The following is a 22,717-nucleotide window of genomic DNA, read 5'->3' on the forward strand; positions in this document are numbered from 1 at the left end:
TCCGCGCTTTCGTGGCCCCCAGCCATCGACAGGTTCACCGATCTGGACTTGGTGGCCGTCCATGGTCATCAGCGAGTTCCCGGCCCCGTACACCCGCTCGATGCATGCGTTTATGGTGGGCATCGCGTCCAGGGGTATCGGGAGCAGAAACGCGGCTACTGGCTTGGGCATGTGCCCACTTCCTTTCTCAGTCGAGGCATCGGCATGGCCGGATGCAGAAGCAGTCCGGGCAGACGACGTCGGTGGGGCGCATGTCGAACTTCGACGACTTCGGCACGCACTTCACGTGCCGGTACTTGCCGTCGTCGTCTTTCTCGATCTCGTCGCCCTCGTGGATGCGCTCACCGCATTGGGCGGCGCACTTGCCGTTGAACTGTGCGCGGAAGCTCATCGCGTGACCTTCGTGAGAGTCCGGCAGAACGCGCAGACGTTCGATGGCCGCGCGCACGGGCGGTCGCAGTGGCCGCAGACGAGAACGCCCCGCACTGAGCCCTTGACGTTCCCGCACGCGCAGACCGCGTTCGGCGCGACGTTCATTCGTTCTCGCCCATCCGCGGCTCGACCATCCGCCACACGGCGTCCTCGATGCTCTTCCCGTCGAGCAGAGAGAACACGAGCCCGCGCATGTCGGCTGGCACCCGCGAGGTGATGAAGAGCGCCTGCTCCTTGCGCGTGCCGAGCTCCTTCTGCACGAGCGTGTCGATCCAGAGCGACGCGGCGTACGCGATGTCGCGAGCCTGCGCGATGAGCGGGGCCGCGGTGTCCTGCGCCCACCCGTGGAACTCGTCGGGCAGAGCGACCGCGAATGTTTCGAAGGTGCCGGCCCGGAGCTGGCGCCACACCTCCTTGGTGGTGAGGTTCGACACGATGCGGTGCAGGGCAACGTAGTCGTCCTGCTTGATCTTGACGGCGCGCGTCCGATCGAGCCACACGACCATGCCTTCCGCGTTCGCCCGCGGAGGGATCTCGAGAACTTCGCGGAGGGTGTACGCGGGGATCTCGGTCGTCATCGCGAAGTCGGCATCGGTGGTCACCGGCTCGAGGTAGGCGCCGGACTCGTGGTCGATGGCACCGAGGTAGACGAGCTCGTCGCGGTCGCCGTAGTCGAGCACGATGCGGTTCTCGGGGTAGATGATCTCCCACAGCCACGTGAATCCGTGCGCGAGCTTCACGCTCTGCGCCCACGGGGATTCCCGGAGAAGCTCTGTCGCGTGTTCGGCTTGGACGGATGCGAACGAACCGCGCGTGGCGATCGCCGGGAGCCCGTCGGGGCGCATGTAGGTGATGCCCAGCGACCCGTCCAGCTTGTCGAACGCGCCGACGATTGGCGCGTCGAGGTCGAGGTCACCGACGTCCGGCTCACTGTGGTTGTGGATCTTCGGGAACGCCCGGGCGACGACCTCGCGGGAGTCGGCGTTGTAGATCAGGCCGCGCGTGAGGCGGGTGATGTCCGTCCAGTGGCGGTCGAACTGGCACCGGTCGGTGTAGTTGAGGATGCGCAGCTCGGGGAACTCCGGGTGTGTGCGCTCGGTGACGTAGCCAGCGGTGATTTCGGCGCCGACGGCGTCCATGTCGATGAGGTCATCGATCAGCATCAGAATGCCCCTTCCTGGGCCTGCAGTGTCTTGATTCCCATCGCGCGCCATCCGGCGACGACGGCGTTGCGGTCATCGACCGCGAAGAGCACGTTGAAGTGGTCACGGACGTGACGGTCGAACAGCTCGGCCTTCACGACGGTGTCGGGTCGGCGATCGCCGGCGGCGCGCATGTAGAGGCGGTCGTACGGCACCTCGTTCTCGCGCACCCAGTGCTCGGTCTCGAACCGGCACACGTCCTCGCGGCCGGACATGAGGATGATCCGGTGGACTCTCGCCATCTGCATGATGAGGGCGGCGACGGGCGCGTCGAGTTCGTCGAGACCGACCTTGTCCCAGTCGTACGGCCCACGCCGGTCACCCATGTGAGCGAGCGTGCCGTCGATGTCCACGATGATCGCGGTCGGCTTCGTCTCGTCTGCGACGTACGGCGCGACCGGCGCGGGCAGCTCGTCTGCGGTCGGCGGCTCGGGGAGCTTGCCCTTCACCGTGAGCCGCTCGTACGTCGTGCGGATCACGTCTTCGGGCACCTTCCCGCCGCGCGCTTCGTTCCGTGCGAGCGCGAGGTCGAGAGACACCGGGAAGTCGACGAACTCGACCGGGTAGCCGAGACTCAGCCATGCCCGCACGTACCGGGACCGGAGGTTCATCGCGTCGATCACGACGCTCTTGCCGGAGCGGAGAGCAGTGAGCGCGATGCTCTTCTCGATCCTGGTGACGAACGACTCGAGGTCGTGGGTGAGCAACGTCTGCGGCGTGCCGGTAATCATGCGCCGGATGTCGTCGCGGTTGACGCGCACCCGGTTCTCCGGGTCGGTTGCCGCCCAGGTCTTGGCGAACTCGGACTTGCCGGAAGCTTGGATGCCGCGGACGAGGATGATGGTGGGCATTACGTGTCCTTTCGGGGGCGGCGATCGGCCAGGCTGGTCACGATCGCGAGGTTCTGCGCGGGCGGCTCGGGCACCTTGTCGCCACGCTGGTAGTCGTCGTCGGCCCATGCGTAGAGCGCTTCGATGCGCGGCCCGAAGTAGCGGAGCAGAAGCCCGCCGCTGTTCGGCTTGGGCTTGGGTTCGCCGTTGTCGCGCCACGCCTGCCATGCGGCGGCGCGTTGCGCGTCGAAGTCGGCACGGTGGAGGGGGCGCGAGCACGATGCGAACCATTCCCGCTCGCCCGTGAGGGGGTTCGGGATCGTGGTCGTGATCGTCGGCTTCTGTGTGCACGGACCGCCCGAGGGGCGGAGCATCGTGCCGATGCATGCGCTGCGGTCTTCTGACATCCGGTACTTCGGGACGTCCTTGCTCAGAATCGTGTACCGGAGCTTGGGTGAGAGCTCTTCGGTTGTCCCGGAGTACCCCATCATCCGAAGCGCCCGATATGCCCAGTGCTCGCGCGTGAAAGTCTTGACCTTCACAGCGTCCGGCGCGGTCTCCCAGATGTGGAGGCCAGCGAGGACGAAGAGCTTGAGGTGCTCCGGGAGATCCGTGTCGGCGAAGACTTCTGCGCGCCGTTCCTGCGCCTGGATCATGCGTTTGATGTCGACCACGGGTGCCCCGTTCTCCGGGGCACCCCCGGTCAGTCAGGTGGGTTGTCGACGGCGCGGCCGTCGGCGGTGAGGTAGACCTTCCGGCCGTCCCAGCGGATGAGCGGGATGCGAGCCGGGTTGGACCCCTGAGGGATGCGGAAGCCACGCTCAGCGGCTTCCTTCGGATGCGACTCGATGTAGTGATGGCACCCGGTGGTCGCGGACCCGTGGACGAGCGCACCGTTGTGCGCCTGTCCGGTGTCGGCGAGCTTCGAGCCGCCCATGCCGCGTGCGCGGCGGTGCTGCAGCGAATACTCGCCCCAGTCGATGCGGACGGGTTCACCGCACCACTGGCAGCGCGGGACACCGTCGTCGTCGGTGTCCCGCGCGATGATGATCCACCGGGTCTTCGGGGTGAACGCTCCGCTGGTCACGACGGCTCGAGCACCATGCGCGCGATCACGGCGGCGTCGAACGCCTCGCGCATGGTGTCGTAGCCGCCCCACGCGGTGCCCGGGTAGAGCACCCCGTCGTCGCGGTTGGTGTCGACGTACCAGTACGGGTCGGCGACGCCGCGGCGGACGTAAGGCTTCACGTCGACCTGCCGAAGCCGATCAGCTCGGCGAGCTTCGTGGCCTCTTCGTGCTTCAGCCCGCGGGAACCGTTCTCGATCTTCGACACCACGGCCTGCGTCCAACTGATGCCGGAACCGCGCATGACCTCGGCGAGCTTCCGCTGGCTCATTCCTGCGGTCTCACGGGCGACGGCGAGCGGGTGAACCTCGGCTACGGGCGGCGCCGCGGCCGGCGCGCTCCCCGATGCCTTCCCGTTCGGGAGGATGCCGAGGTAGCGGAGAGCTCGGGAGACGGCTGAGGTCTCGGCGGTCTCCTGAGGGAAAGCCCGGGTCACCTCATCGTCATCGCGCTCATCCCGAGTGGCATGGGCGATCGCGTCGGGGCGGTCCGAGTCCGAGTGCTTCCGGATGAACGCGCGCACCGTGTACGACCGGTACGGGAGGTTCTCCCCGTCGTTGATCGTGGTTTCTTCCACTTCGGGGAGGATGCTTCCCTCGGGGTACTTCTCCCAGAAGGCCTCAATGCGGTCGGCGGCGCTCGCGAAGTCGTCGGGCGTCTCCGACTTCGGTGTCCGGTTGATTCGCGACTGCCGATCGTCCGTCGGGAACTCGATGTCGTCTTCGATGATGGTCATGCTGCTGATCCTTCGAACTCGTCGATGTACTGGTTGATGTTCCACACGGGCGCGCGGAGGATGCCGATCGGCCCACCGCCCCGTGTCGTGTAGCCGGGCCAGACGCCCGTCTCCATGCCCTTCGCGTACCGCTCCCGCGCCAGGCGAGCGCGCCGCCGAGCCATGAGGATCTCGTCGTCGCCGAGGCGGTGCACGCCGGTGAGGAACGGTGCGGAGGTCTCGACGACGACCCACAGGTATGGGAGCGTGTCGCCGGTGATGAGGTTGTAGATGTGCTCGTAGTGCGCGAACTGGATGTCGTATCCGAGGCGGAACGCGTCCTTCGCGAACGCTTCCTCGGACGCTTCACCGGCGGTGGTCTTGAGGTCGACGATTCGACGTCCAAGCCAGTCGGTACGCCCGCGCTGCAGCATCTGCGTGTCCGGGTCAGTGGCGAACATCGACACCTCGGGCTTGCCCGACTCGAACAGCTTCCGAGCGGTCGGGTTGGCGAGCACCGACTCGACGATCAGGTCGACCTTTCGGCTGTCGCTGCGCTTCACGGGGATGAGCCCTCGGGCGCGTGCGTCGGCCTCGAACGCCTTCGCCGCCTTCGTGCTCGCAGCGCCGTTCGTGGCGAGCACGTTGTCCATCTCTTTGTCCTCAAACTCGAACGTCTCGTCGCCGGTGCCGTCGGGGTAGACCGCGATCGTCGCGCCGACGCCGAGCGTCTTCGAGTGCACCGACGCGCCGAGGTCAAACTCGGCCTTCGGGTCTTGCGGGTGCGAGATGTAGTGCTTGAAGTGCGCCGAGGACTTGAGGATCTTCTTCGCGCCGGTGGAGCTCAGCCCCGGGAGGCGGTGATAGATCTGCTCGTCGAGGTCGTAGACAAGGCCGTTGTACTCCTGATCGCTCATGGCTTCTTCTCCTTGCTCGGGATCGCGCAGAGCAAGCAGACGACGGCGAGCATCCGGAAGATGCCCTCCGTTGACCACTGATCGACCATCTCGATCGACGCGAGCGCGAAGTAGACCGCGAGAGCGACCCCCGCTCTCTGCCACAGGCTCATGCACGTGCTCCGATCTGTCGGTACATGGGCCAGCCGACGACGTCGTTGAGCCATGCGATGTCTTCGGGCGTCCAGCCGAACTCGCTGGTCTTCCATGCCCGGGCCTCTGAGTCGTAGAACTCGATCACGACGCCTCTTTCTGAGTGATGGATGCCGCTATGCGGCGAAGGGTTTCGTCCATGGCCTCTGTCTGCAGGCCTGCGACGTAGGCGAAGACCGCGGACCGCAGCTCGACGCCGTTCATGGGCGCCTCGAGCAAGGCGTAGATTCCGTCTGTGATCGCTGAGCGGTCGTCGCGGACTGCGCGGGCTTGGTCGTCTGTGAGCCTCGCGAGATCCGTCACGGCATCCCTGCGTTCACGTAGGCGAGTCCCATCGCGAGCACGGCGAGGCACAGAATCGCGACTGCGATGTTTGCGGTGATGTTGCCCGAGCGCGGCTTGGACATCGGCATCTCGACGGGGCGTACGGATGCCGACTGCGCGCTGACGGGAGTCGGCATCTCTTCGGCCGAGGCGGCGCTCATCGGCGCACCTTGGACTCGTGTACGACCGGTGCCTGCAAGATCGTTGCATGCCCCGGGATCAGTGGCTTCTCGACAGAGCGCGGACGCTTCCTGAGCAGCGCTCTCACCATGGCGTTGAGCAAGATCACGATGAGGACGAATGCGGCGACGGCGATGAGGATGGCGAGCGTCCAGAGGATGAAGTCGATTGGGGTCATTGGTCTTCCCATGTGATCTGCGCGCCCTGCGGCGCGGTGACGGTGATGTCGGATGCGAGCGAGTAGGTCGTCGCGGTGGCGGTGTGTTCGATGCGGAGGATGCGGACGGGGAATCCGAACGAGGTCACTGCGTCGTCTGCGGTGATCTCGCGGACCCGGTCGCCGACGGCGGGCTGGGATACGGACGCCTCCCCCACCCATCCGCTACGCACGGTGCGTTCGGCAAACCGGTGCGATGCCGGCTTCCGCGGCGGCGTCATTCGTCACCGCCCTGCATGTGCGCCGTGATCTTCCCGTGGGCTTTCAGCGGCTCCGTGGTGAGCCGCAGTCGCTCGGCACCGCCCTCGCGGACACCAGTGCCCTCGACGATGCGGATGTGCTTCTTCATCTGCGACACCCGCTTGTGGACGCTGTAGAACGCGACCATCGGCCAGTCGTTCACCGCGGCCCGGGACCGGTATACGTGCTCGAGTTCGGCGGGCGTCTGCGGCCCGAGCTCGTCGAGCAGATCCACGACGATGTGCATCACGCGCTCGGTGTTCGTACCGCTGAGGCTGATCGCGGTGATCTTGGAGACTTCGGGATCGTCGCTGTGCGCGAGGCGATCCGGGGTGAACTGGACGGTCATGGGTTCGGCTCCTTCGGCTTGGTTCCTGTGCCCTGGCAGTCGAGGCACTTGGCGACTTCGTCGGGGTCTTTCGAGACGGAGTAGAAGCCCCATCCCCGGCAGGCGTCGCACGGGTCGTGGACGTGCGGGTTCACGCGGTTGCTCATTGGTCGTCCTTCGCAGGTCGAGGGTTCTGTTCCCAGAGGTCTTCGGTGGCCCAGAGGATGGTTCGGATGACGGTCGAGCCGTCGTCGTTGATCGCGGCGGCGACAATGAGACGGCCGCGCACCCACATCCACGACTCGTGGAGGGGCGACCACATCACCCGCTCGGGCCAGAGCAGGGCGTCCGTCACCTCAGCGCGCGCGAGGCGCACCTGAGAGGACATGAGCGTGAACCTCTCATTCGCATGACGGGACATCGACAGCGAGTCGGGGTCGATGGTCGGCGGGTTATCGCGGACGACGGCGCTACGCAGCGGGTCGGTGCTCGACCGCCGGTCTTTCACCCCGTACCGCTTCTGGACGCCTTCGAGGATCGCCTGCGCCTTGCCGGGGCTGACGCGGTTGGGGACGACGTGCGTGCCGCCGTCCGGGAACCGGTAGCGAGCACCGTGGGCGGTCTGCTCGAGCTTCCGTGCGCCGAGCGCCTTGAACTCGCGCTCGAGGGTCTTCGTCGGCTGACGGTAGAAGTCAGCGCCCATCAGAACGGGGCCACGTTCACGAGGAACGACACGACGAAACCGAGAGCGGGAGCGGTGAACACCCAGTGCGGCACGAGCCTGCCCCGGGTGACGACCGCGCCGGACCTGTCACGGTTTCGGAGCGTCTGGGTCGGCGTCGCGGTGACCTTCTGTGTACGCATCGGTGCGTCCTTTCATTGAAGAGGCCCGGGCGGTTTCACACGCCCGGGCCTCTGCTTCCCTTCGATTGAGTGCGCGCACTCGACGGCTCCCCAGAGCCGGATCTCGACACCCCAGATGCCGAAAGCGGCGGCATCCCCATGCCGCCGCGACTTCCGCACCCCAGATGCGGAAGAGTGCCCGTGCGCCGATCTGCGAGCGCACGCACGGGCTGGTGGTCACTCGCTGAGACGCGGAACGTCGATCGCAAGCGGTGCGTCGGACTGGATGTAGTCGAGCGTCGTCTCGACGAGCACCCCGTCACTGGTGAAGAAGAACGACCCCTCGTCGCTGGCGCCGTACGTGCCGTCGTCCTTCGCGGAATCGACGGCCTGGCACGACTCCGCGGTCGAGCGGCAGATGATCTCCTGCTCGGGCGCGAGCTGGGTGCCTGCCGGGCTGACCTTGCCCTTGATGACGTAGTAGCCGACGATCGGGGACTCGGCCCCGGCGGTCTTGCTCATGAGGTAGACGTAGCGAATCGCGTTGGGATCTTCCTCGCGTTCGAGCCGCTCTTCCTGGTTCGAGATGCCGAGCGAGTTGTCGAGCGTCACCGAGTTCTGATCGTCTCGACGCTGGTCGTACTCGCTGGACGTGCAGCCGGTGAGTGCGAGCGCCGCGATGACGGCGAGGCTCGCAATAGCGGCGGTGATTCTGGAACGCATGGTTACTCCTTCGTGCAGGTGGATGCGTCGAGTGACGCGGGGAGGTCGGCCGCTCGGAAGTCTTCACGGAGGAAGTCCCGCGCGTCGGCGTTGTAATCGGCGACGAGGCCGGTGCAGTAGCCGACGGTGCCGAGGTAGGTCTGCTCGAGCGTCTTGTCATCCGGCGATGCGATGTGCGCGTTGTACGCGACGTCGATGCGAACGAGGGTCGACTCGTACTCGGCGTAGTTGTTCTCGAACCGCGCCTGCGCGTCGAGCCAGTTCTCCGCTGAGTTCCGCTGGACGACGCCGTCGCCCTGCCCGCGTATGCCGCTCGTCGCGACGTTCAGCCACCAGAGCCCGCCGCCGACGACCAGCGCGGCGATCAGGATGGCGATGAACCATCGGAGCGTGTACCAGCCAGCGGAGCGCGCTTCGCGGCGCTCTTCACGGTTCAGGAAGGTCACGGGGTCGCCGCCTCGGTCGCGGGCACATCTTTCTCGACCGACTCCCACTGGCCCGGGGCAAAGGCAGCGACGATATCGCGGCCCCCGCCTGGTCTCGGGGTCAGGATGTGAAGTTCGCCGCCGTGAGTGTCGACGGTCGCCGATTCAGCTTCGACATGAACTTCGCTGCGGGGCGTCTGGATGATCCATTTCACGGGATCTGTCGTGGGCATCTTGTCTCCTTCTGTTGTGGCGAGTTCTGGTCAGCGGGGCAGATTCGCCCGCGTGCTGCCTCCGGACTGGATGAATCGTTCGACGCGCTTCGGCGAGCGTGGAGCCATGAGGGACTTGAAACCGACGGGGATCGCGTCGCCAGATGCCCGCCGGACGGGGGCCGTGACGAACGCCCGCTGCTCGACCGGCGTGCCGACCTTCTGAGGCTTCGGGGTGAACTTGATGCCCGCGCGCTTGCGGGCCTTGCGTGCTGTCGTGGACATGACTTCTCCTTGTGGTGAGTGGTGGTCGTGCGTGCCCGCCGTGGACTGGCCCACGGTGTACTCCCTGGTTCGGGCGTCGGCGTTATCTCGTCGCCGATCGGAAATCTGTGGGCTTCCCTTCGATGAGTCACCCGCGGTTGTTCAGCACTCGTGTGCGTCACGTTCGCTACGGGGCCACGACGCGACATAGCGTCATCCCCGTTCGAGCGCACCTTCTCGGCTTCACCTTCGGTGCGCTATCTCCCCCGCACAGTCGTCCTCCGCATCGTCCCGGGCCTGCCACGGCCCGCCGATGCGGGTGCATGAGGGGTCGCAGCATCGTGGCTTCGACTGGCCCCTCGTATCCCTGTGCGGGATTGTTCAGTGTGGAGTTGAGTTGGTGCGATCGCGGCCCGTTGGCATGGCATCGGGCGCGACGAGTACCGCTGGGGTCGGCGAGGACTCCCAGAGCGGCGACCCGGTTTAGCGACGCGGGCGGTCGGTGACGGCGGCGTGGGGGTAGATGCCGGTGCGCTCGTAGATGTCGAGCGGTGTCAGTCCGTCAGGGTCCGGTTCTGCGCCAGTGTCGACGCTGATGAACCAGGGGAAGATCACGAGGGACCACAGGATGATCGCGGCGGGAGCCCAGAACCAGAACGGGAGCGTGTCCATCAGTTGGCCCCGGCCGATCGTTCCGGAAGGCTCTCGATGTAGTGGTCGAGTTCCTTCTTGGTGAACATGACGCGCTTCCCGTCGCCGACGGGGATCAGCTCGCCACGCGAGCGCATGTCGTCGATCTCCCGCGTGGACTTCGAGAGGTATACCGCGGCCAGCTCCTTCGTGAAGAGGCCCGGGTGCCACTCGATCCGCTGGGCGACGCCGGCGCTCATGCCGCGAGGCTCTCTGCCTGATCGGGCTCGTCGGCTCCGACCGTCGCGGCGGGGGCGTCGTGGACGATCTCGAACGCTTCGCCGAGGCCGAGGCCGAAGGCGTCGCAGAAGCCGGCGATGAATGCTCCGGACGGCTGTCCCCCTCTGACGATGCGTCGCAGAGTGGTCCGGTCGGAACGGATGAGGCGGGCGACGGCGTCCTCAGAGTTGAGTCCGCGAGTCTCTCGGAGCCGGTCTACGAGACCAGGCTTGATGCGGATGGAGACTGTCATAGTCACTCCCTTCGTGTAGCGATCCTGCTCGGTGGTGATGTAACTCTGCCACAGATTTGGGCATAGTTAACCCCGTTTCGCGTCAGCGTGTCGTAAATGCACAGCACTTTCGCGCGAATACGAGCCAATCGGGGTTGCGCTTGATGCAAAGATGCCTCAAACTGTGATCATGCGAGACAACCTGAGTGACTACTTCCTGAACGCGACCCGGGCGCGCAGCGTGCGCGCGATCGCCCTGCAGTCAGGAGTCGAGCCCTCGACGCTGAACCGTCAGCTCACCGGCGCGAACACTCTGGTGGTGGAGACGGTGGTCGCCATCTGCCGCGCATACGACCTCGACTTCGCAGACGCCTTCGTCGCCGCTGGCTACATCACGGACGCCGAAGCCGACCGTCTGGGTGCTCGCGTCGGGCTGTCGGCGTACGACGACCTCGCTCTCGCTCGCGAAATCGTGCGACGCATCGAGGAAGCGACGGCGACAGAGACTCTCACCGGCGAGCTGCCGATCCCGATCAACGTCCGTGGTCCCGTGCAGGATGACTTTCGAGCTGTCGCATCAGAGCGCGACGAGCGAGACGAAACGGATGAGGGGTACGAGTAAATGCGGGGGGAGCTTGAGGACATGGCCGGTGCCCTCGGGGTCACGATCGAGTATGTCGATCTGGCACGCCGGGACGGTGAATACCGACACGATCTGAAGCGCATTCGCTTGCGCACGGGCATGACGATGCGGAAAGAGGTCTGCGCGCTCGCGCACGAACTCGCGCACGCAGTATGGGGCGATGTCCCCTCGAAGTTCGGCCCGGTGAACGCGAAGCAGGAACGGCGCGCTGATGAGTGGGCGGCGCTGCTTCTCATCTCGCCGGATCGCTACCGACTCGCGGAAGAGCGCTGGGAGGGCCACACGGGCGCGATGGCCTATGACCTCGGTGTGACCACGCGGATCATCGACGCCTTCCGGAGCGTGCTCGCCCGGATCGGGGACAACGTCTACGTCGACCCGCGCATGGGCGTCGGCCAGTGGGCCGGGAAGGTTCCCGTCTCCTGAGGCGAGCTACTTCCGGTGATCGGTCCAGTCGTGACCGTTCCACCACCTGAGGTTCGGCGTGCCGTCCGGGTCCGAGTACCAGCCCGCCTCAGGCCCCTTCGACGCGACGGGCGCCGGAGCCGACGGCACGGATGCCGCCGGCTCCGACCGGCCCTCGTAGAACGATGGCGGGAACGGACGCCCGTCAGTATCAGCGGGACCGTTCACCAGCGCCCCGAACGCGCGCCCTGCGGCGCTCTGCACGCCCGGACGGTCGTGGAGCGACATCTGGTGCCCGCACGCTGTGCACGTGCGGGAGAACGCCATTGCCGCCTCTGACACTCCGAGCGTCGCGACGGCCGCGGCACCGCGTCCGGCGTTGCGCACGCCGACGCCGGCGCGAGACATCGTGCACTTCGAGCAGTCGGCGCATCCCGTGTGTACCCGGACCGGTTTTCCCATGAGCGACACCTTATCGCGCGAGCGCTCCCGCGAAGTGGTCGCCGAGCGCCTCGAGCGCGCGGCGGGCTTCTGCGGAGGACACGTGCTGGTATCCCTGCGTCGTACGCGTGCTCATGTGGCCGACGATCTCCCCGATGACCTTCGCGTCGACGCCGAGCTCCATGAGGACCGTGGCGGTCGTGTGGCGCGCGAAATGCGTCGTCGGGGTATCCGGGGTGCCCGCGAGCCGTTCGCGCGGCGGCTTGGCCTGCTCAGCGTCGATGACGCCCGCCTCGAGCAACAGCGACCGCCACTCTTCCTGATCCTGCTCAGCGGTGATCGGCGAGCCGTCGTCGTTGTGCCAGATCAGCCCGTGCGGGTTCGGGCGGGTGTCCTGCGCGAGATACGCCTTCAGCTCTTCCTCGAGCGCCGGAATGAGCGGGAACGTGCGCGAGCGCCCGGACTTCGGTCGCACGATGCACAGTCGGCCGTCGAGCTGCCGGTACGTCAGGCTCGGCGACACCTTGAGCTTCCGTCGCGGGCATCCGCCAGCGCGCTTCTTGCCGCACGGCTCGGCCTCGGTGCACCCGTGGCTGAACCGGATCTCGGTGAGGGACCACTGGACGGTGAACTCGTGGCGGGCGAGGTCGGCGCTGTCGATCGTCGCGCCGAGCCGCTCACCCTGTCTCATTCCGGTCAGGATGGCGAACCACCAGCGGACACCGTCCGGCCGACGGAGCGCCGTCTGCAGGACACGCAATGCGACTTCGGTGCCGAGCGCACCGCGGGCGCTCTCCCCCGTGCCAGGCGGTGTGACGTCGTGAGCGACGTTCTTCGCGCACAGCCCGTCCATCCGCGCCGACTCGAGCATCGACGACAACACAGCGTGCACCTTCTGCGCCGACGACGGCGCGCGGCCGGCGGCGGTCACCGCCTGGGTGACGGCTCGGACGTCGGAGGGCTTGAGCGCGGAGACGCGCTTCTTCCGAAGAATGGGCAGAATCCACTTCCGGACGGCCGACTCATAGCCCGCGAGCGCGGCGGGCTTCATCGCCGGTTCACAGACAGTTCTCAGCCAGTGCTCCGACCACGCCTCGACCGTGACCGCCTTGTCGAGCGGTGCGCCGAGGGTGTCGATCTCCTTGCGCAGCGCTTCGAGTTTCGCGCGCGCTCCCGCCTGTGTGCGGTCGGTCACATACCTCTGACGGCGTCGACCGTCGGGGTGAAACCCGTCGTCGATCACCCCTCGCCAGAGCTTCCGCCCCTTCAACTGGTACAGTCCGCCGTCGCCGTGGCCGCGTTTTTTCGGCATTGCCGTTCCTCTCCCGGCACCGTGTACACATAGGTGCACACATGCGCCTGCTAGCAGAGCCTCGCAGGTGCCACCGACATAAACGACGAAACCCCCGGAACCACTAGGGATTCCGGGGGTTTGCTTGGAGCCGCTTGTCAGAATCGAACTGACGACCTTTTCATTACGAGTGAAATGCTCTGCCGACTGAGCTAAAGCGGCGCGATCATCGATATTACCCGTTCCGGAGCCCCACCGCGAATCGAGCCGACATCACTCGCAGCGGACGTCGCTCTCGGGCACCACATCGTCGAGCAGGAAGGCCTCCACAGTGCTGTCGACGCAGCTGTTGCCCTTGTTGTATCCGGTGTGCCCTTCGCCCACGCGGGTGATCAGCACGCCCTCTTCGAGCTGCTGTGCGAGCGACTCGGACCACTCGTACGGGGTCGCCGGGTCATTGGTCGTGCCGACCACGAGGATGGGGCCCGCGCCCTCGGCGTTGATCTCGCCCCGGGTGCCGGTCGGCGGATAAGGCCACACCGAGCAGGAGTCGGGTCCGTTCCAATACGGAGCGATGGTCGGAGCTCCGTCCGCGATCTTCTTCTCGGTCGCCGCCTCGGCGGCAGGATCGTCCTCGACCGGGTAGTCCATGCAGTTGTACGCGCGGAACGCCTCGCTCGAGTTGTCGAGGTACGTGCCGTTCTCGCGACCGTTGTAGAAGTCGGCGAGGAAGAACGCCGTCGTCGGGTCGCCCTGCAGCGCCTCGTCGAGGGCCTGGGTGAGGTACTGCCAGCTGTCAGCCGAGTACAGTGCCGCGATGATGCCGGTCATCAGCGAGTCCGCGCCGAGCATGCGTCCGTCGCCGTTCTCGAGCGGAGCGGCGTCGACACTCGCCAGCAGCGCACCGAGGTCGGCCATCGCCTCGTCGACCGTGCCGGTGAACGGGCACTCCCCCGAGTCGAGGCAGTCCTGCATGTAGGCGCGAAGGGCCGACTCGAATCCGAGCGCCTGGGTCGCGCCGACATCGAGGCCCGAGACGGCAGGGTCGATCGCGCCGTCGAGCACGAGGCGCCCCGCCTTGTCGGGGTAGAGGTCGGCGTACGTCGCACCGAGGAAGGTGCCGTACGAGTAGCCCAGGTAGTTGAACTGCTTGTCGCCCAGCACCGCACGGATCAGATCCATGTCACGCGCCGCGTTGATCGTCGTCACGTACGGCAGGATGCCACCGCTGTTCGCCTCGCACGCGTCGGCGAACTCCTTGTGCGCATCGAGGAGCTCCGCCTCCCACTCGGCGCTCCCGCGCTTGCCCGCGGGGATCGAGTAGAGGTAGTCGTCCATGCCCGCAGCATCGAAGCACGTCACGGCCGTCGATTCGCCGACGCCGCGGGGATCGAAGCCGATCACGTCGTAGTTCTCGATGAGGGCGGCTCCGACGGCGAAGTCGAGGCTGTCGCGGATGAGTTCGACTCCACTGGCGCCGGGACCGCCCGGGTTGGTCAGCAGCGAGCCCTGAGCCGTTCCCGTCGCCTGGTGGCGCACGACGGAGAGGGTGATCTCTCCCTCCCCCGGGTTCTCCCAGTCGAGCGGCGCGGTCACGTCGGTGCAGTCGAAGCCCGTGCCGCATTCGCTCCAGGTGAGCGTCTGCCCGTAGTAGGGCAGCAGGTCGTCGGCGACGCCCTCCGTGTCAGGAGCGTTGGTGGTCGACGGCTTCGGCTCGGCCTGCTCGGGGATCATCGAATACAGACACCCGGAGAGTGCGACCGATGCCGCGGCGAGGCCCGCGATCACAGCGACGGCACGTCGGATGCGGGAAGTCGGTCGATTGTTCACGGTGTCCTCCCGCTCGTGACAGTCACGAGCAAGCTCTCCAGGGCGAGCAGCGGTGCGACATTGCGCTCCAGCGACTGGCGTGTGTCGGCAAGGTGGTCGAGTACGACAAGAGTACGGGTCTCGGGCCAGGCCGCCGCGAGAGCAGCCAGATCCTCACGAAGCTCACGGTTGATCAGCTCGTCGTCCCTGCCGAACTGCAGCATCACGACGTCACGGAACAGCGACTGGAGATCGGTGAGCACCCTGTCGATCCCGTCGCGCAGACTTCGGGTCGCGCGCTTCTTCTGATCGTCTTCCAGGGCTGAGATCTGCGCTCGCAGGGCGGGCGGGACAGCCTGCCCCTCGGCGATCCCGACGGTGCGGAGCAGGGAGGCGCGCTCGGCCGCATCGCGCTCGGCAGTGAGCGCCTTGGCGTCGTCCGTGGCCGCCTGGATGATGCGCCCGGCGACCTCGACGGCGTCGTTGACACCGCGAACTCCCAGCACCGACCTCAGGGTCTCGTCGCGGCGGCGACGGGCGGATTCGTCGGTGGCCAGACGCTGGGCCATGCCGATGTGACGCTGTGCGTGGCGGGCGGCCTGCTCGGCGATGGCTTCATCGACCCCCGTGCGGAGGGTGATCAGACGTGCCACGTCTGCGACGTCGGGCTCACGCAGTCGCAGCGAGCGGACGCGGGAGCGGATCGTCGGCAGCAGGTCGGCTTCGCTCGGTGCGCAGAGGATCCAGACGGTCTGCTCGGGCGGCTCCTCGAGCGCCTTCAGGAGCACGTTGGAGGTTCGCTCGACCATGCGGTCGGCATCTTCGACCACGATCACGCGGTAGCGGCCCGCAGAGGGCGCGAAATACGAGCGCTCGACGAGCGCACGGGCCTCCGCGATCGTGATGATGACCTTGTCGGTGCGCAGGGCCGTCACATCGGGATGCGTTCCCGCGAGGACCTGACGCATGGCCGCCTCGTCGTCCGGGTGATCCGCGACGAGCGCCGCGGCGAAGGCATGCGCGAGGGTGGATCGTCCCGACCCGGGAGGACCCGTGATCAGCCAGGCGTGCGAGAGCGCGGACGGATCGGATGCGGCATTGCGCAGCGTGTCGACCGCGGCATCCTGCCCCCACACGTCGGCCCACGGGAAAGGGGCGGCGACAGTCTGGGGCATGCCCTCAGCCTAATCGGGAGCACCGACGTACGCGGCACCGACGGGCGATGTACGCGGCACCGACGGGCGATGTACGCGGCACCGCCGGGCGATGTACGCGGCACCGACCGGGTGATGCCCTGGCCATGACGTGGTCGGGCGCACCGCCGGGCGGATCAGCCGATGAGCGTCGAGACCCGATCGCGGATCTGCTCGGCGATGTTCTCCGAAGTCGCGGCGGCATCGAGAACCAGGAACCGCTCCGGTTCGGCCTGGGCCAGGGCGAGGTACGCGTCGCGGACGCGGGCATGGAACTCGGTCTTCTCGGCTTCGAGCCGGTCGAACGGCTTGTCGGCGGAGTCGAGTCGCACGCGCGCCGACTCGGGATCGAGGTCGAGCAGCACGGTGAGATCGGGAAGCGCTCCCTCGGCTGCCCAGAGCGACAGGTCGCGGATCTCGTCGCCGTCCAACACACGCCCCGCGCCCTGATAGGCGACGGACGAGTCGAGGTAGCGGTCCTGCAGCACGACCTCGCCGCGGGCGAGCGCCGGTCGAACGACGGTCGCGACGTGGTGCGCGCGATCGGCCGCGTAGAGCAGAGCCTCTGCCCGCGGGGCGATGTCGCCGCGATGGTGGAGCACGATGTCGCGGATCAGCTGGCCGACCTCCGACCCACCCGGCTCGCGGGTGCGCACGACCGTCCGCCCCGCATCCGTCAGCCACTGCCCGAGCAGGTTCGACTGCGTGGTCTTCCCCGATCCGTCTCCGCCTTCGAGCGTGATCCAGACTCCGAAGTCAGACGTCACGAACCGGCCTTCTTCGCGGCGTTAGCGGCACGGGTGGCAGCCGCCTTCTTGGCGGCTGCGGACCGAGCGGCTGCCTTCTCCGCATCGGTCGCGGTCGCCTTCTTCGCGGGCGCCTTCTTCGCGGGCGCCTTCTTCGCGGGCGCCTTCTTGGCCGCGGGCTTCTTCGCCGCGGGCTTCTTCGCCGCGGGCTTCTTCGCCGCGGGCTTCTTGGCCGCACCGCGTTTGGGCGCCGGCCCCTTGGCTCGCTTGTCTGCCAGCATCTGCACCGCGGTCTCGAAGGTGATGTCCTCGACCTTCTGGCCCCGGGGGATCGTGACGTTGGTCTCGCCATCGGTGACGTAGGCGCCGAAGCGTCCGTCGCGGATGCGGATCGGCTTGCCGCTCACGGGATCTGCCTCGAACTCGGCGAGCGCGCTGGATGCTCGGCGCGATCCGGCACCGTACTTCGGCTGCGAATAGATCTCGAGGGCCTTCTCGAGGGTCACATCGAAGATCTGCGATTCGCTCTCGAGCGAGCGCGAGTCGGTGCCCTTCTTCAGGTAGGGCCCGAACCGGCCGTTCTGCGCGGTGATCTCCTCGCCGCTCTCCGGGTCGGCTCCCACGACGCGCGGCAGGCTGAGAAGCTGCAGCGCCGTGTCGAGATCGATCGTGTCGACCGACATCGAACGGAACAGCGAAGCGGTGCGCGGCTTGGGCGCGGCATCCTTCTTCGCCCCACGCTTGGGCTTGGGCGCCTCGACGACCTCGCCGGTGGCCTCGTCGACCGCCGCATCTTCAGAGACGGGGTCGTTCTCCTGAACGTAGGGCCCGAATCGGCCGTCCTTGACGACGACGATCTTGCCGTTGTCCGGGTTCGTGCCGAGCACGCGGTCGCCGGCGACCGGCGCATCGATGAGCTCCTGCGCCTTGGCCTCGGTCAGCTCGTCAGGAGCGAGGTCTTCGGGAACGTTGACGATGCGCGGCTTCTCGTCCGGAGCGTCGGGGTTCGCGACCTCGAGGTAGGGTCCGTACTTGCCGAATCGCAGGGTGGCGGTCTCGGTGATCGGCGTGGAGTTGAGCGCACGTGCGTCGATCTCGCCGAGGTTGTCGACGGTCTGGCGCAGTCCGACGTGCGAATCCGAGCCGTAGTAGAAGGAACGCAACCATTCGACGCGCTTCTGCTCGCCACGGGCGATCGCGTCGAGGTCGTCTTCGAGAGCTGCGGTGAAGTCGTAGTCGATCAGGTCGGCGAAGTGCTCCTCGAGCAGGCGCACGACACTGAAAGCCAGCCACGTCGGCACGAGAGCCTGGCCGCGCTTGGTGGCGTAGCCGCGATCGATCACGGTGCCGATGATGCTCGCGAACGTCGAAGGGCGGCCGATGCCGTGCTCCTCGAGCGCCTTGACGAGCGATGCCTCGGTGAAGCGCGGCTTCGGGGTCGTGCGGTGCCCCTTCGCCTCGGCATCGGACATCCGCAGGTCATCGCCGACGGCGACCGCAGGGAGCGACTGGTTCTCGTCGGCGTCCTTGTCGTTGCGCTTCTCGTCGCGTCCCTCTTCGTATGCCTCGAGGAAGCCCTTGAAGGTGTAGACGGTGCCCGATGCGGTGAACTCGGCCTTCTGCCCGCCGGCGTCGACCGCGATCGTGACGGTCGTGGTCTCGTACTTCGCGTCGGCCATCTGGCTGGCGACGGTGCGCTTCCAGATGAGGTCGTAGAGGCGGTGCTCCTCGCGGTCGAGTTCGGCGGCGACCGACTTCGGGGTGCGGAAGTTCTCACCCGACGGGCGGATGGCCTCGTGCGCCTCCTGGGCGTTCTTGCTCTTCGACTTGTAGACGCGCGGCTTGAGCGGCACGGCGCTGTCGCCGTACAACGCGACGGCCTGGCTGCGAGCGGCCTGCACCGCCTGGGTGCTCAGCGCCACCGAGTCGGTTCGCATATAGGTGATGTAGCCCTTTTCGTAGAGCCGCTGGGCGACGCTCATCGCCTGCTTGGCACTCATGGAGAGCTTTCGTCCGGCCTCCTGCTGCATGGTGGAGGTGGTGAACGGCGCGTATGGGCTGCGGGTGCCGGGCTTCGCCTCGACCTTGGTGACCGTGCCCGTGCCTGCGGCGTCGATCGCCAGCGCGAGGGCCGCCGCCTTCGCCTCGTCGAGGATGATGACGGCCTTCTTGAGCTTGCCGTCGTCGTCGAAGTCGGTGCCTCGGGCGAGCTGACCGCCGTCCACGCGGACCAGACGGACCTTGAATCCGGACGACGAGGACGCGAGCGCCTCGACGTCCCAGTACTCGGCGGACACGAACGCCATGCGCTCGCGCTCACGCTCGACGATCATGCGGGTGGCCGCGGACTGCACTCGGCCGGCAGACAGACCGGTCTTGACCTTGTACCAGAGCACGGGCGAGACATCCCACCCGTACAGTCGGTCGAGGATACGGCGGGTCTCCTGCGCGTCGACCAGGTCGGTGTCGAGCTCACGCGTGTTGCCGATGGCCGCTTGGATCGCGTCCTTGGTGATCTCGTGGAACACCATCCGCTTGACGGGGACCTTGGGCTTCAGCGTCTCGAGCAGGTGCCACGCGATGGCCTCGCCCTCGCGGTCCTCATCAGTGGCGAGCAGAAGCTCGTCGGCAGTCTTGAGCGCCCGCTTGAGTTCGGCGACGGTCTTCGTCTTGCGATCGGAGACCACGTAATAGGGGTCGAAGTCGTTGTCGACGTCGATCGAGTACTTTCCGTACGCCTGCTTGTCCGCGGCGGGGATGTCCTTCTTGTCTGCGAGGTCGCGAATATGGCCGACCGAGCTGAGCACCTCGTAGCCATCGCCGAGGTACCCCTGGATCGACCGCATCTTCGTCGGAGACTCGACGATGACGAGCTTCTTGCCTTCAGCCAAGGGAGCATCCTTTCTTCGAAGCACACCATACACACCGCCGTGATGGGTTGGTCACAGAGGTCGCCTGCATTTTCGCCGGAAAGTGCCTCGCGCCGCAGTCAGATCCCCTCGGGTGGCCCAGCACGGGCTCGGGAGACGGCAGCGAGTCCAGCGTACTTCGCCTTGACCTGCACGGTCGCCACGAAGCCGTCGACGGCGCATTCGGTGAGTGCTGCACCGGAGGCCGCGGCGACCCGCGCGGCGAGGGTGCACGGGTCGACCGTGACGACGACTGCGCCGCTGGCAGCGTCGGCCGCTGCCAGGGCCGCGGCGTCGGCAGCTCCCGCTGCGCGCTGCGCAGTGACTGCCGCGCCGCCGACGGCGGCGAGTCCGAATGACAGAGTCGCGCCGACCACCAGCACGCCGGCCGCGAGCACCGACCCCGCCATCAGTGCTCCACCTCCACCGTCGAGAACATCAGAGTCCTCCGGCGAGCGCGCAACTCGACGCGCGCACGCCCACCCTCACGAAGCCGCCGACGGTGAAGTCGGTCTCTGCGGACACGCACACGAGATCGCCCGACGTGCTGCTCGACATCGACGCACCGGGCACTGCAGCCGACACCGCATGTGCGGCGGCCCCCTCGTCTTCTCCTCTGCCGAGGAGCCGGGCCGCGTCAGCGGTCGCATCCTGCAGTGCCACCTGACGGGAGGCTGCGCCCAGAGCGCCGGCTCCGAGTAGGAGGACGAGCACGACGGCGGGAACCGCGAGCGCGAGCTCCGCAGTCACGGAGCCGCGCTCGCCGGCATGGACGGAAGTCATCACGACACCGTCAGTGCCCGACGCACCAGGTCCGTGAGGATGCCACGCACCTCGTCTGACCTCATGATCACGACCAGGAGGCCGGCGAAGGCGACGGCCGCCATCGTGGTGATGGCGTACTCGGCGGTGGCCGCGCCACTGTCGTCGCTGAAGAGGGTTGCCGCGCTGCGCCGGGTGAGCGAGGGGATGGTGTTCATGTGTTCCTTCTTTCTATGGGACGGATACGCGGTGCATCCGGTGGAACTCGGCCGTCACAGCGGCAGTGGAGTGGAGGCGAGCACGCTCAGCAGAAGCGGTGCGACGCCGAGCAGCAGGAAGGCCGGGAGAGTGCAGACTCCGAGCGGGATGAGCAGCGTCGTCGAGAGCTTGGCCGCGCGAAGGCGTCCGTCCACCCGTGACGCGTGTCTCTCCTGGCCGGCGGAAGCCCGAAGCAGTTCACCCGCCGGGACCCCGGCAGCATGCGACAGCTCGAGCACCGCGCCGATGCGAGCGTCGTCACCGGTAGAGGATGCCGGGCTCTCGGCGACGAGGCGCAGGGCTCGTGGGATCGACGCGCCTCCTGAGAGGGCGACCGCCATGAGCTCGGCTCGCATGCCCGGTGTTCCCGGTTCGGGGCGCGCCCGCGTGAGGAGTCGCCCGGTCCACGCGCGCGCCGCGGCGACCAGTAGGAGCCCGGCGACCACGCACCCGGCGCCGGCGGGCGTCCCGACGATGACGCCGACAGTGTCGAAGCCGAGGGCGAAGCCGAGGAAGAGGCCGGCGAACGGCATCCAGAGCAGGAGCTTGGCGGTTCCCGCGGGCTCGGCGAGCGCGATGCGCACGTCGTCGGCGGCGGATGACGCGTCGCGGAGCGTCTCGGCGAGCATCCTCAGCACCTCGGCGAGCGGTGCGCCGACGGTTGTCGCGATCTCCCAGGCAGCCGCGAGGTCACGCCACGCGCCACCCTCCGCTTCGATGGCCGCGAGGAGTGGGACGCCGCCATCCACCCGCTCGACCACGGACGCAGCGTGACGGTCGCCGATCGAGGCGAGATGGCGCCATGCGACCATCGGCACCGCGCCGGCTTGGAGAAGCACCGCGAGCGTCTGCACCGATGTCGCGGCATCGCCCCCGGTCTCGACGACCGGACGGCGCCCTCCCCTCACCACGGCCGCACCTCCTCGATGCTCAGCCGATCCCCGCTCACCGCGAGCTCGCCGGCGTGCGCGATGCGTCTCCGCCCCCCAGGCGCCCTGTCGAGATGAAGGACGATCGTGAACGCGCTCACCGCCTGGCGCGCGAGCGCCGTGGCATCCATCGCCGCGAGGGCGCCGAGCGCTTCGAGCCGGGCCGGCACGTCGCTGAGACCGCTCGCGTGGAGAGTTCCCGCTCCCCCGTCGTGTCCGGTGTTCAGAGCAGTCAGGAGTTCTCTCACCTCCTCGCCGCGGCATTCTCCGACCACGAGACGGTCGGGGCGCATGCGCAGCGACTCGCGGACCAACCGGGCGAGGCTGATGCCGCCGGCTCCCTCGAGATTCGACTGCCGTGCCTCCAGAGCGACGTGGTGGGGATGCTGCGGGCGCAGTTCGGCGACGTCCTCGATCGTGACGATGCGCTCAGAGGCCGGGACGGCTGACAGCAATGCCGACAGCAGCGTGGTCTTGCCCGTTCCCGTCCCGCCGGTGATGAGGATGTTGGCGCGCTCGGCGACGAGCTCGAGAAGCCAGCTGTGCTGGGCCGCGTCGAAGGAGCCGAGCGCTGCCAGCGCGCCGAGATCGGCAGCGCGCACTCTGGGCACACGGATCGAGAGCGCCGTCCCCGACGTCGAGATCGGCGCGAGCACGGCATGGACGCGGATGCCGGAGTCGAGCCTGACATCGACGCACGGAGCCTGGTCGTCGAGATGTCGACCGCCGAGTCCGACGAGCCCGACCGCTAGGTCGCGGACCTCCCGCTCGGACGCGCTCCACCCGAGCACGGGTTCCGCACCATGCCCTCGGTCGATGAACAGCCCGGATGCGCCGTTGACGAAGATGTCGGTGACCTCCTCGTCTGCGCAGTGCTCGGCGAGGAGGCCGAAGGCGGGATCGACCTGCAGCGGCGAAGGAGCACCCCGGACGGTTCCGTCGACGAGCGCCGCCGAGCCGCGCGGCTGAATGACGAAGGGATCAGGCATGCCCCGAAGCTAGGGCTCACGGCGGATCCGC

Annotated in this window: 38 protein-coding genes and 1 tRNA gene; 2 read left to right on the forward strand and 37 right to left on the reverse strand. The window is 67.5% G+C overall.

Annotated elements, in window-relative coordinates; all coding sequences use genetic code 11:
• Positions 1 to 187 precede the first annotated feature (187 nt).
• The 25 genes from SOM10_RS12045 to SOM10_RS12165 all read right to left on the reverse strand — a co-directional run bounded on the left by SOM10_RS12045 (position 188) and on the right by SOM10_RS12165 (position 10,332).
• The gene (locus tag SOM10_RS12045) at positions 188 to 391 is read right to left on the reverse strand and encodes a hypothetical protein (RefSeq protein ID WP_320490179.1); all 204 of its coding nucleotides are present in this window, start codon (positions 389 to 391) and stop codon (positions 188 to 190) included.
• Between the two features lie 142 nt (positions 392 to 533).
• A complete protein-coding gene (locus SOM10_RS12050; RefSeq protein ID WP_320490180.1) occupies positions 534 to 1,595 on the reverse strand; it encodes an RNA ligase in 1,062 nt (353 codons plus the stop codon).
• A complete protein-coding gene (locus SOM10_RS12055; RefSeq protein ID WP_320490181.1) occupies positions 1,595 to 2,485 on the reverse strand; it encodes an AAA family ATPase in 891 nt (296 codons plus the stop codon). Before SOM10_RS12055 ends, SOM10_RS12050 begins: the two co-directional genes overlap by 1 nt.
• On the reverse strand, positions 2,485 to 3,138 hold the full coding sequence (locus tag SOM10_RS12060) for a hypothetical protein (RefSeq protein ID WP_320490182.1): 654 nt from the start codon (positions 3,136 to 3,138) through the stop codon (positions 2,485 to 2,487). Before SOM10_RS12060 ends, SOM10_RS12055 begins: the two co-directional genes overlap by 1 nt.
• A gap of 29 nt (positions 3,139 to 3,167) precedes the next feature.
• Complete coding sequence (locus SOM10_RS12065; protein ID WP_320490183.1) at positions 3,168 to 3,551, reverse strand: hypothetical protein; 384 nt, start codon at positions 3,549 to 3,551, stop codon at positions 3,168 to 3,170.
• Entirely contained in the window at positions 3,548 to 3,712 is a 165-nt protein-coding gene (locus SOM10_RS12070) for a hypothetical protein (RefSeq protein ID WP_320490185.1), read from the reverse strand. The genes SOM10_RS12065 and SOM10_RS12070 overlap by 4 nt, the downstream gene beginning before the upstream one ends.
• Positions 3,709 to 4,326 carry a helix-turn-helix transcriptional regulator gene (locus SOM10_RS12075; protein ID WP_320490186.1) on the reverse strand — a complete coding sequence of 206 codons (618 nt, stop codon included), beginning with the start codon at positions 4,324 to 4,326 and terminating at the stop codon, positions 3,709 to 3,711. The genes SOM10_RS12070 and SOM10_RS12075 overlap by 4 nt, the downstream gene beginning before the upstream one ends.
• On the reverse strand, positions 4,323 to 5,222 hold the full coding sequence (locus tag SOM10_RS12080) for a PD-(D/E)XK nuclease-like domain-containing protein (RefSeq protein WP_320490187.1): 900 nt from the start codon (positions 5,220 to 5,222) through the stop codon (positions 4,323 to 4,325). Before SOM10_RS12080 ends, SOM10_RS12075 begins: the two co-directional genes overlap by 4 nt.
• Positions 5,219 to 5,374: a hypothetical protein gene (locus SOM10_RS12085; protein ID WP_320490188.1), complete on the reverse strand. Its 156-nt coding sequence runs from the start codon at positions 5,372 to 5,374 to the stop codon at positions 5,219 to 5,221. Before SOM10_RS12085 ends, SOM10_RS12080 begins: the two co-directional genes overlap by 4 nt.
• Positions 5,371 to 5,502 (reverse strand): hypothetical protein, encoded by a 132-nt coding sequence (locus SOM10_RS12090; protein WP_320490189.1) that lies wholly within the window; start codon positions 5,500 to 5,502, stop codon positions 5,371 to 5,373. The genes SOM10_RS12085 and SOM10_RS12090 overlap by 4 nt, the downstream gene beginning before the upstream one ends.
• The gene (locus SOM10_RS12095) at positions 5,499 to 5,717 is read right to left on the reverse strand and encodes a hypothetical protein (protein WP_320490190.1); all 219 of its coding nucleotides are present in this window, start codon (positions 5,715 to 5,717) and stop codon (positions 5,499 to 5,501) included. The genes SOM10_RS12090 and SOM10_RS12095 overlap by 4 nt, the downstream gene beginning before the upstream one ends.
• The gene (locus tag SOM10_RS12100; protein ID WP_320490191.1) at positions 5,714 to 5,899 is read right to left on the reverse strand and encodes a hypothetical protein; all 186 of its coding nucleotides are present in this window, start codon (positions 5,897 to 5,899) and stop codon (positions 5,714 to 5,716) included. Before SOM10_RS12100 ends, SOM10_RS12095 begins: the two co-directional genes overlap by 4 nt.
• A complete protein-coding gene (locus SOM10_RS12105) occupies positions 5,896 to 6,096 on the reverse strand; it encodes a hypothetical protein (protein WP_320490192.1) in 201 nt (66 codons plus the stop codon). Before SOM10_RS12105 ends, SOM10_RS12100 begins: the two co-directional genes overlap by 4 nt.
• Positions 6,093 to 6,308 (reverse strand): hypothetical protein, encoded by a 216-nt coding sequence (locus SOM10_RS12110; RefSeq protein WP_320490194.1) that lies wholly within the window; start codon positions 6,306 to 6,308, stop codon positions 6,093 to 6,095. The genes SOM10_RS12105 and SOM10_RS12110 overlap by 4 nt, the downstream gene beginning before the upstream one ends.
• A gap of 44 nt (positions 6,309 to 6,352) precedes the next feature.
• Positions 6,353 to 6,724 (reverse strand): hypothetical protein, encoded by a 372-nt coding sequence (locus SOM10_RS12115; RefSeq protein ID WP_320490196.1) that lies wholly within the window; start codon positions 6,722 to 6,724, stop codon positions 6,353 to 6,355.
• A complete protein-coding gene (locus SOM10_RS12120) occupies positions 6,721 to 6,870 on the reverse strand; it encodes a hypothetical protein (RefSeq protein WP_320490198.1) in 150 nt (49 codons plus the stop codon). The genes SOM10_RS12115 and SOM10_RS12120 overlap by 4 nt, the downstream gene beginning before the upstream one ends.
• Entirely contained in the window at positions 6,867 to 7,406 is a 540-nt protein-coding gene (locus tag SOM10_RS12125; protein WP_320490200.1) for a hypothetical protein, read from the reverse strand. Before SOM10_RS12125 ends, SOM10_RS12120 begins: the two co-directional genes overlap by 4 nt.
• Entirely contained in the window at positions 7,406 to 7,567 is a 162-nt protein-coding gene (locus SOM10_RS12130; RefSeq protein ID WP_320490204.1) for a hypothetical protein, read from the reverse strand. Before SOM10_RS12130 ends, SOM10_RS12125 begins: the two co-directional genes overlap by 1 nt.
• A 216-nt stretch (positions 7,568 to 7,783) precedes the next feature.
• Positions 7,784 to 8,269 (reverse strand): hypothetical protein, encoded by a 486-nt coding sequence (locus tag SOM10_RS12135; protein ID WP_320490205.1) that lies wholly within the window; start codon positions 8,267 to 8,269, stop codon positions 7,784 to 7,786.
• A 2-nt stretch (positions 8,270 to 8,271) separates the two neighbouring features.
• Positions 8,272 to 8,715: a hypothetical protein gene (locus tag SOM10_RS12140; RefSeq protein ID WP_320490206.1), complete on the reverse strand. Its 444-nt coding sequence runs from the start codon at positions 8,713 to 8,715 to the stop codon at positions 8,272 to 8,274.
• Positions 8,712 to 8,927 carry a hypothetical protein gene (locus SOM10_RS12145; RefSeq protein ID WP_320490208.1) on the reverse strand — a complete coding sequence of 72 codons (216 nt, stop codon included), beginning with the start codon at positions 8,925 to 8,927 and terminating at the stop codon, positions 8,712 to 8,714. The genes SOM10_RS12140 and SOM10_RS12145 overlap by 4 nt, the downstream gene beginning before the upstream one ends.
• 30 nt (positions 8,928 to 8,957) lie before the next feature.
• A complete protein-coding gene (locus SOM10_RS12150) occupies positions 8,958 to 9,191 on the reverse strand; it encodes a hypothetical protein (RefSeq protein ID WP_320490209.1) in 234 nt (77 codons plus the stop codon).
• 462 nt (positions 9,192 to 9,653) lie between these two features.
• Entirely contained in the window at positions 9,654 to 9,842 is a 189-nt protein-coding gene (locus tag SOM10_RS12155; protein ID WP_320490211.1) for a hypothetical protein, read from the reverse strand.
• Positions 9,842 to 10,060, reverse strand: coding sequence for a helix-turn-helix domain-containing protein (locus SOM10_RS12160; protein WP_320490213.1), 219 nt, complete (start codon positions 10,058 to 10,060; stop codon positions 9,842 to 9,844). Before SOM10_RS12160 ends, SOM10_RS12155 begins: the two co-directional genes overlap by 1 nt.
• A complete protein-coding gene (locus tag SOM10_RS12165; RefSeq protein ID WP_320490214.1) occupies positions 10,057 to 10,332 on the reverse strand; it encodes a helix-turn-helix domain-containing protein in 276 nt (91 codons plus the stop codon). The genes SOM10_RS12160 and SOM10_RS12165 overlap by 4 nt, the downstream gene beginning before the upstream one ends.
• 169 nt (positions 10,333 to 10,501) lie before the next feature.
• Between SOM10_RS12165 and SOM10_RS12170 the strand changes: the two genes are divergently transcribed.
• Together SOM10_RS12170 and SOM10_RS12175 are read left to right on the forward strand one after the other, a co-directional pair.
• Positions 10,502 to 10,933 (forward strand): hypothetical protein, encoded by a 432-nt coding sequence (locus tag SOM10_RS12170; RefSeq protein WP_320490216.1) that lies wholly within the window; start codon positions 10,502 to 10,504, stop codon positions 10,931 to 10,933.
• Positions 10,934 to 10,954: 21 nt separating this feature from the next.
• Positions 10,955 to 11,380, forward strand: coding sequence for an ImmA/IrrE family metallo-endopeptidase (locus SOM10_RS12175; protein ID WP_320490218.1), 426 nt, complete (start codon positions 10,955 to 10,957; stop codon positions 11,378 to 11,380).
• 6 nt (positions 11,381 to 11,386) lie between these two features.
• Here SOM10_RS12175 and SOM10_RS12180 read toward each other — a convergent pair whose 3' ends face one another.
• The 12 genes from SOM10_RS12180 to SOM10_RS12235 all read right to left on the reverse strand — a co-directional run bounded on the left by SOM10_RS12180 (position 11,387) and on the right by SOM10_RS12235 (position 22,686).
• Positions 11,387 to 11,767, reverse strand: coding sequence for a DUF2510 domain-containing protein (locus tag SOM10_RS12180; RefSeq protein WP_320490219.1), 381 nt, complete (start codon positions 11,765 to 11,767; stop codon positions 11,387 to 11,389).
• A 64-nt stretch (positions 11,768 to 11,831) separates the two neighbouring features.
• Positions 11,832 to 13,112 (reverse strand): tyrosine-type recombinase/integrase, encoded by a 1,281-nt coding sequence (locus SOM10_RS12185; RefSeq protein WP_320490221.1) that lies wholly within the window; start codon positions 13,110 to 13,112, stop codon positions 11,832 to 11,834.
• Positions 13,113 to 13,237: 125 nt separating this feature from the next.
• Positions 13,238 to 13,313: transfer RNA gene (locus SOM10_RS12190), tRNA-Thr, on the reverse strand.
• Positions 13,314 to 13,364: 51 nt separating this feature from the next.
• On the reverse strand, positions 13,365 to 14,921 hold the full coding sequence (locus SOM10_RS12195) for an alpha/beta hydrolase (RefSeq protein WP_320490223.1): 1,557 nt from the start codon (positions 14,919 to 14,921) through the stop codon (positions 13,365 to 13,367).
• Entirely contained in the window at positions 14,918 to 16,075 is a 1,158-nt protein-coding gene (locus tag SOM10_RS12200) for a DNA polymerase III subunit delta' (protein WP_053097355.1), read from the reverse strand. The genes SOM10_RS12195 and SOM10_RS12200 overlap by 4 nt, the downstream gene beginning before the upstream one ends.
• A gap of 155 nt (positions 16,076 to 16,230) precedes the next feature.
• Positions 16,231 to 16,860, reverse strand: a complete 630-nt coding sequence (gene tmk / locus SOM10_RS12205) for a dTMP kinase (RefSeq protein ID WP_320490224.1) — start codon at positions 16,858 to 16,860, stop codon at positions 16,231 to 16,233.
• Positions 16,857 to 19,730, reverse strand: a complete 2,874-nt coding sequence (gene topA, locus SOM10_RS12210) for a type I DNA topoisomerase (RefSeq protein ID WP_320490225.1) — start codon at positions 19,728 to 19,730, stop codon at positions 16,857 to 16,859. Before topA ends, tmk begins: the two co-directional genes overlap by 4 nt.
• A gap of 98 nt (positions 19,731 to 19,828) precedes the next feature.
• Positions 19,829 to 20,158: an Rv3654c family TadE-like protein gene (locus SOM10_RS12215; RefSeq protein ID WP_056279855.1), complete on the reverse strand. Its 330-nt coding sequence runs from the start codon at positions 20,156 to 20,158 to the stop codon at positions 19,829 to 19,831.
• A gap of 28 nt (positions 20,159 to 20,186) precedes the next feature.
• The gene (locus SOM10_RS12220) at positions 20,187 to 20,531 is read right to left on the reverse strand and encodes a TadE family type IV pilus minor pilin (protein WP_053097363.1); all 345 of its coding nucleotides are present in this window, start codon (positions 20,529 to 20,531) and stop codon (positions 20,187 to 20,189) included.
• Positions 20,531 to 20,728 (reverse strand): DUF4244 domain-containing protein, encoded by a 198-nt coding sequence (locus SOM10_RS12225; RefSeq protein WP_320490227.1) that lies wholly within the window; start codon positions 20,726 to 20,728, stop codon positions 20,531 to 20,533. The genes SOM10_RS12220 and SOM10_RS12225 overlap by 1 nt, the downstream gene beginning before the upstream one ends.
• A gap of 54 nt (positions 20,729 to 20,782) precedes the next feature.
• Entirely contained in the window at positions 20,783 to 21,679 is an 897-nt protein-coding gene (locus tag SOM10_RS12230) for a type II secretion system F family protein (protein ID WP_320490228.1), read from the reverse strand.
• The gene (locus SOM10_RS12235) at positions 21,673 to 22,686 is read right to left on the reverse strand and encodes a TadA family conjugal transfer-associated ATPase (RefSeq protein ID WP_285364137.1); all 1,014 of its coding nucleotides are present in this window, start codon (positions 22,684 to 22,686) and stop codon (positions 21,673 to 21,675) included. The genes SOM10_RS12230 and SOM10_RS12235 overlap by 7 nt, the downstream gene beginning before the upstream one ends.
• Positions 22,687 to 22,717: the final 31 nt, after the last annotated feature.

This window comes from Microbacterium sp. CFBP9023, from assembly GCF_034045055.1.
Classification (GTDB): Bacteria; Actinomycetota; Actinomycetes; order Actinomycetales; family Microbacteriaceae; genus Microbacterium.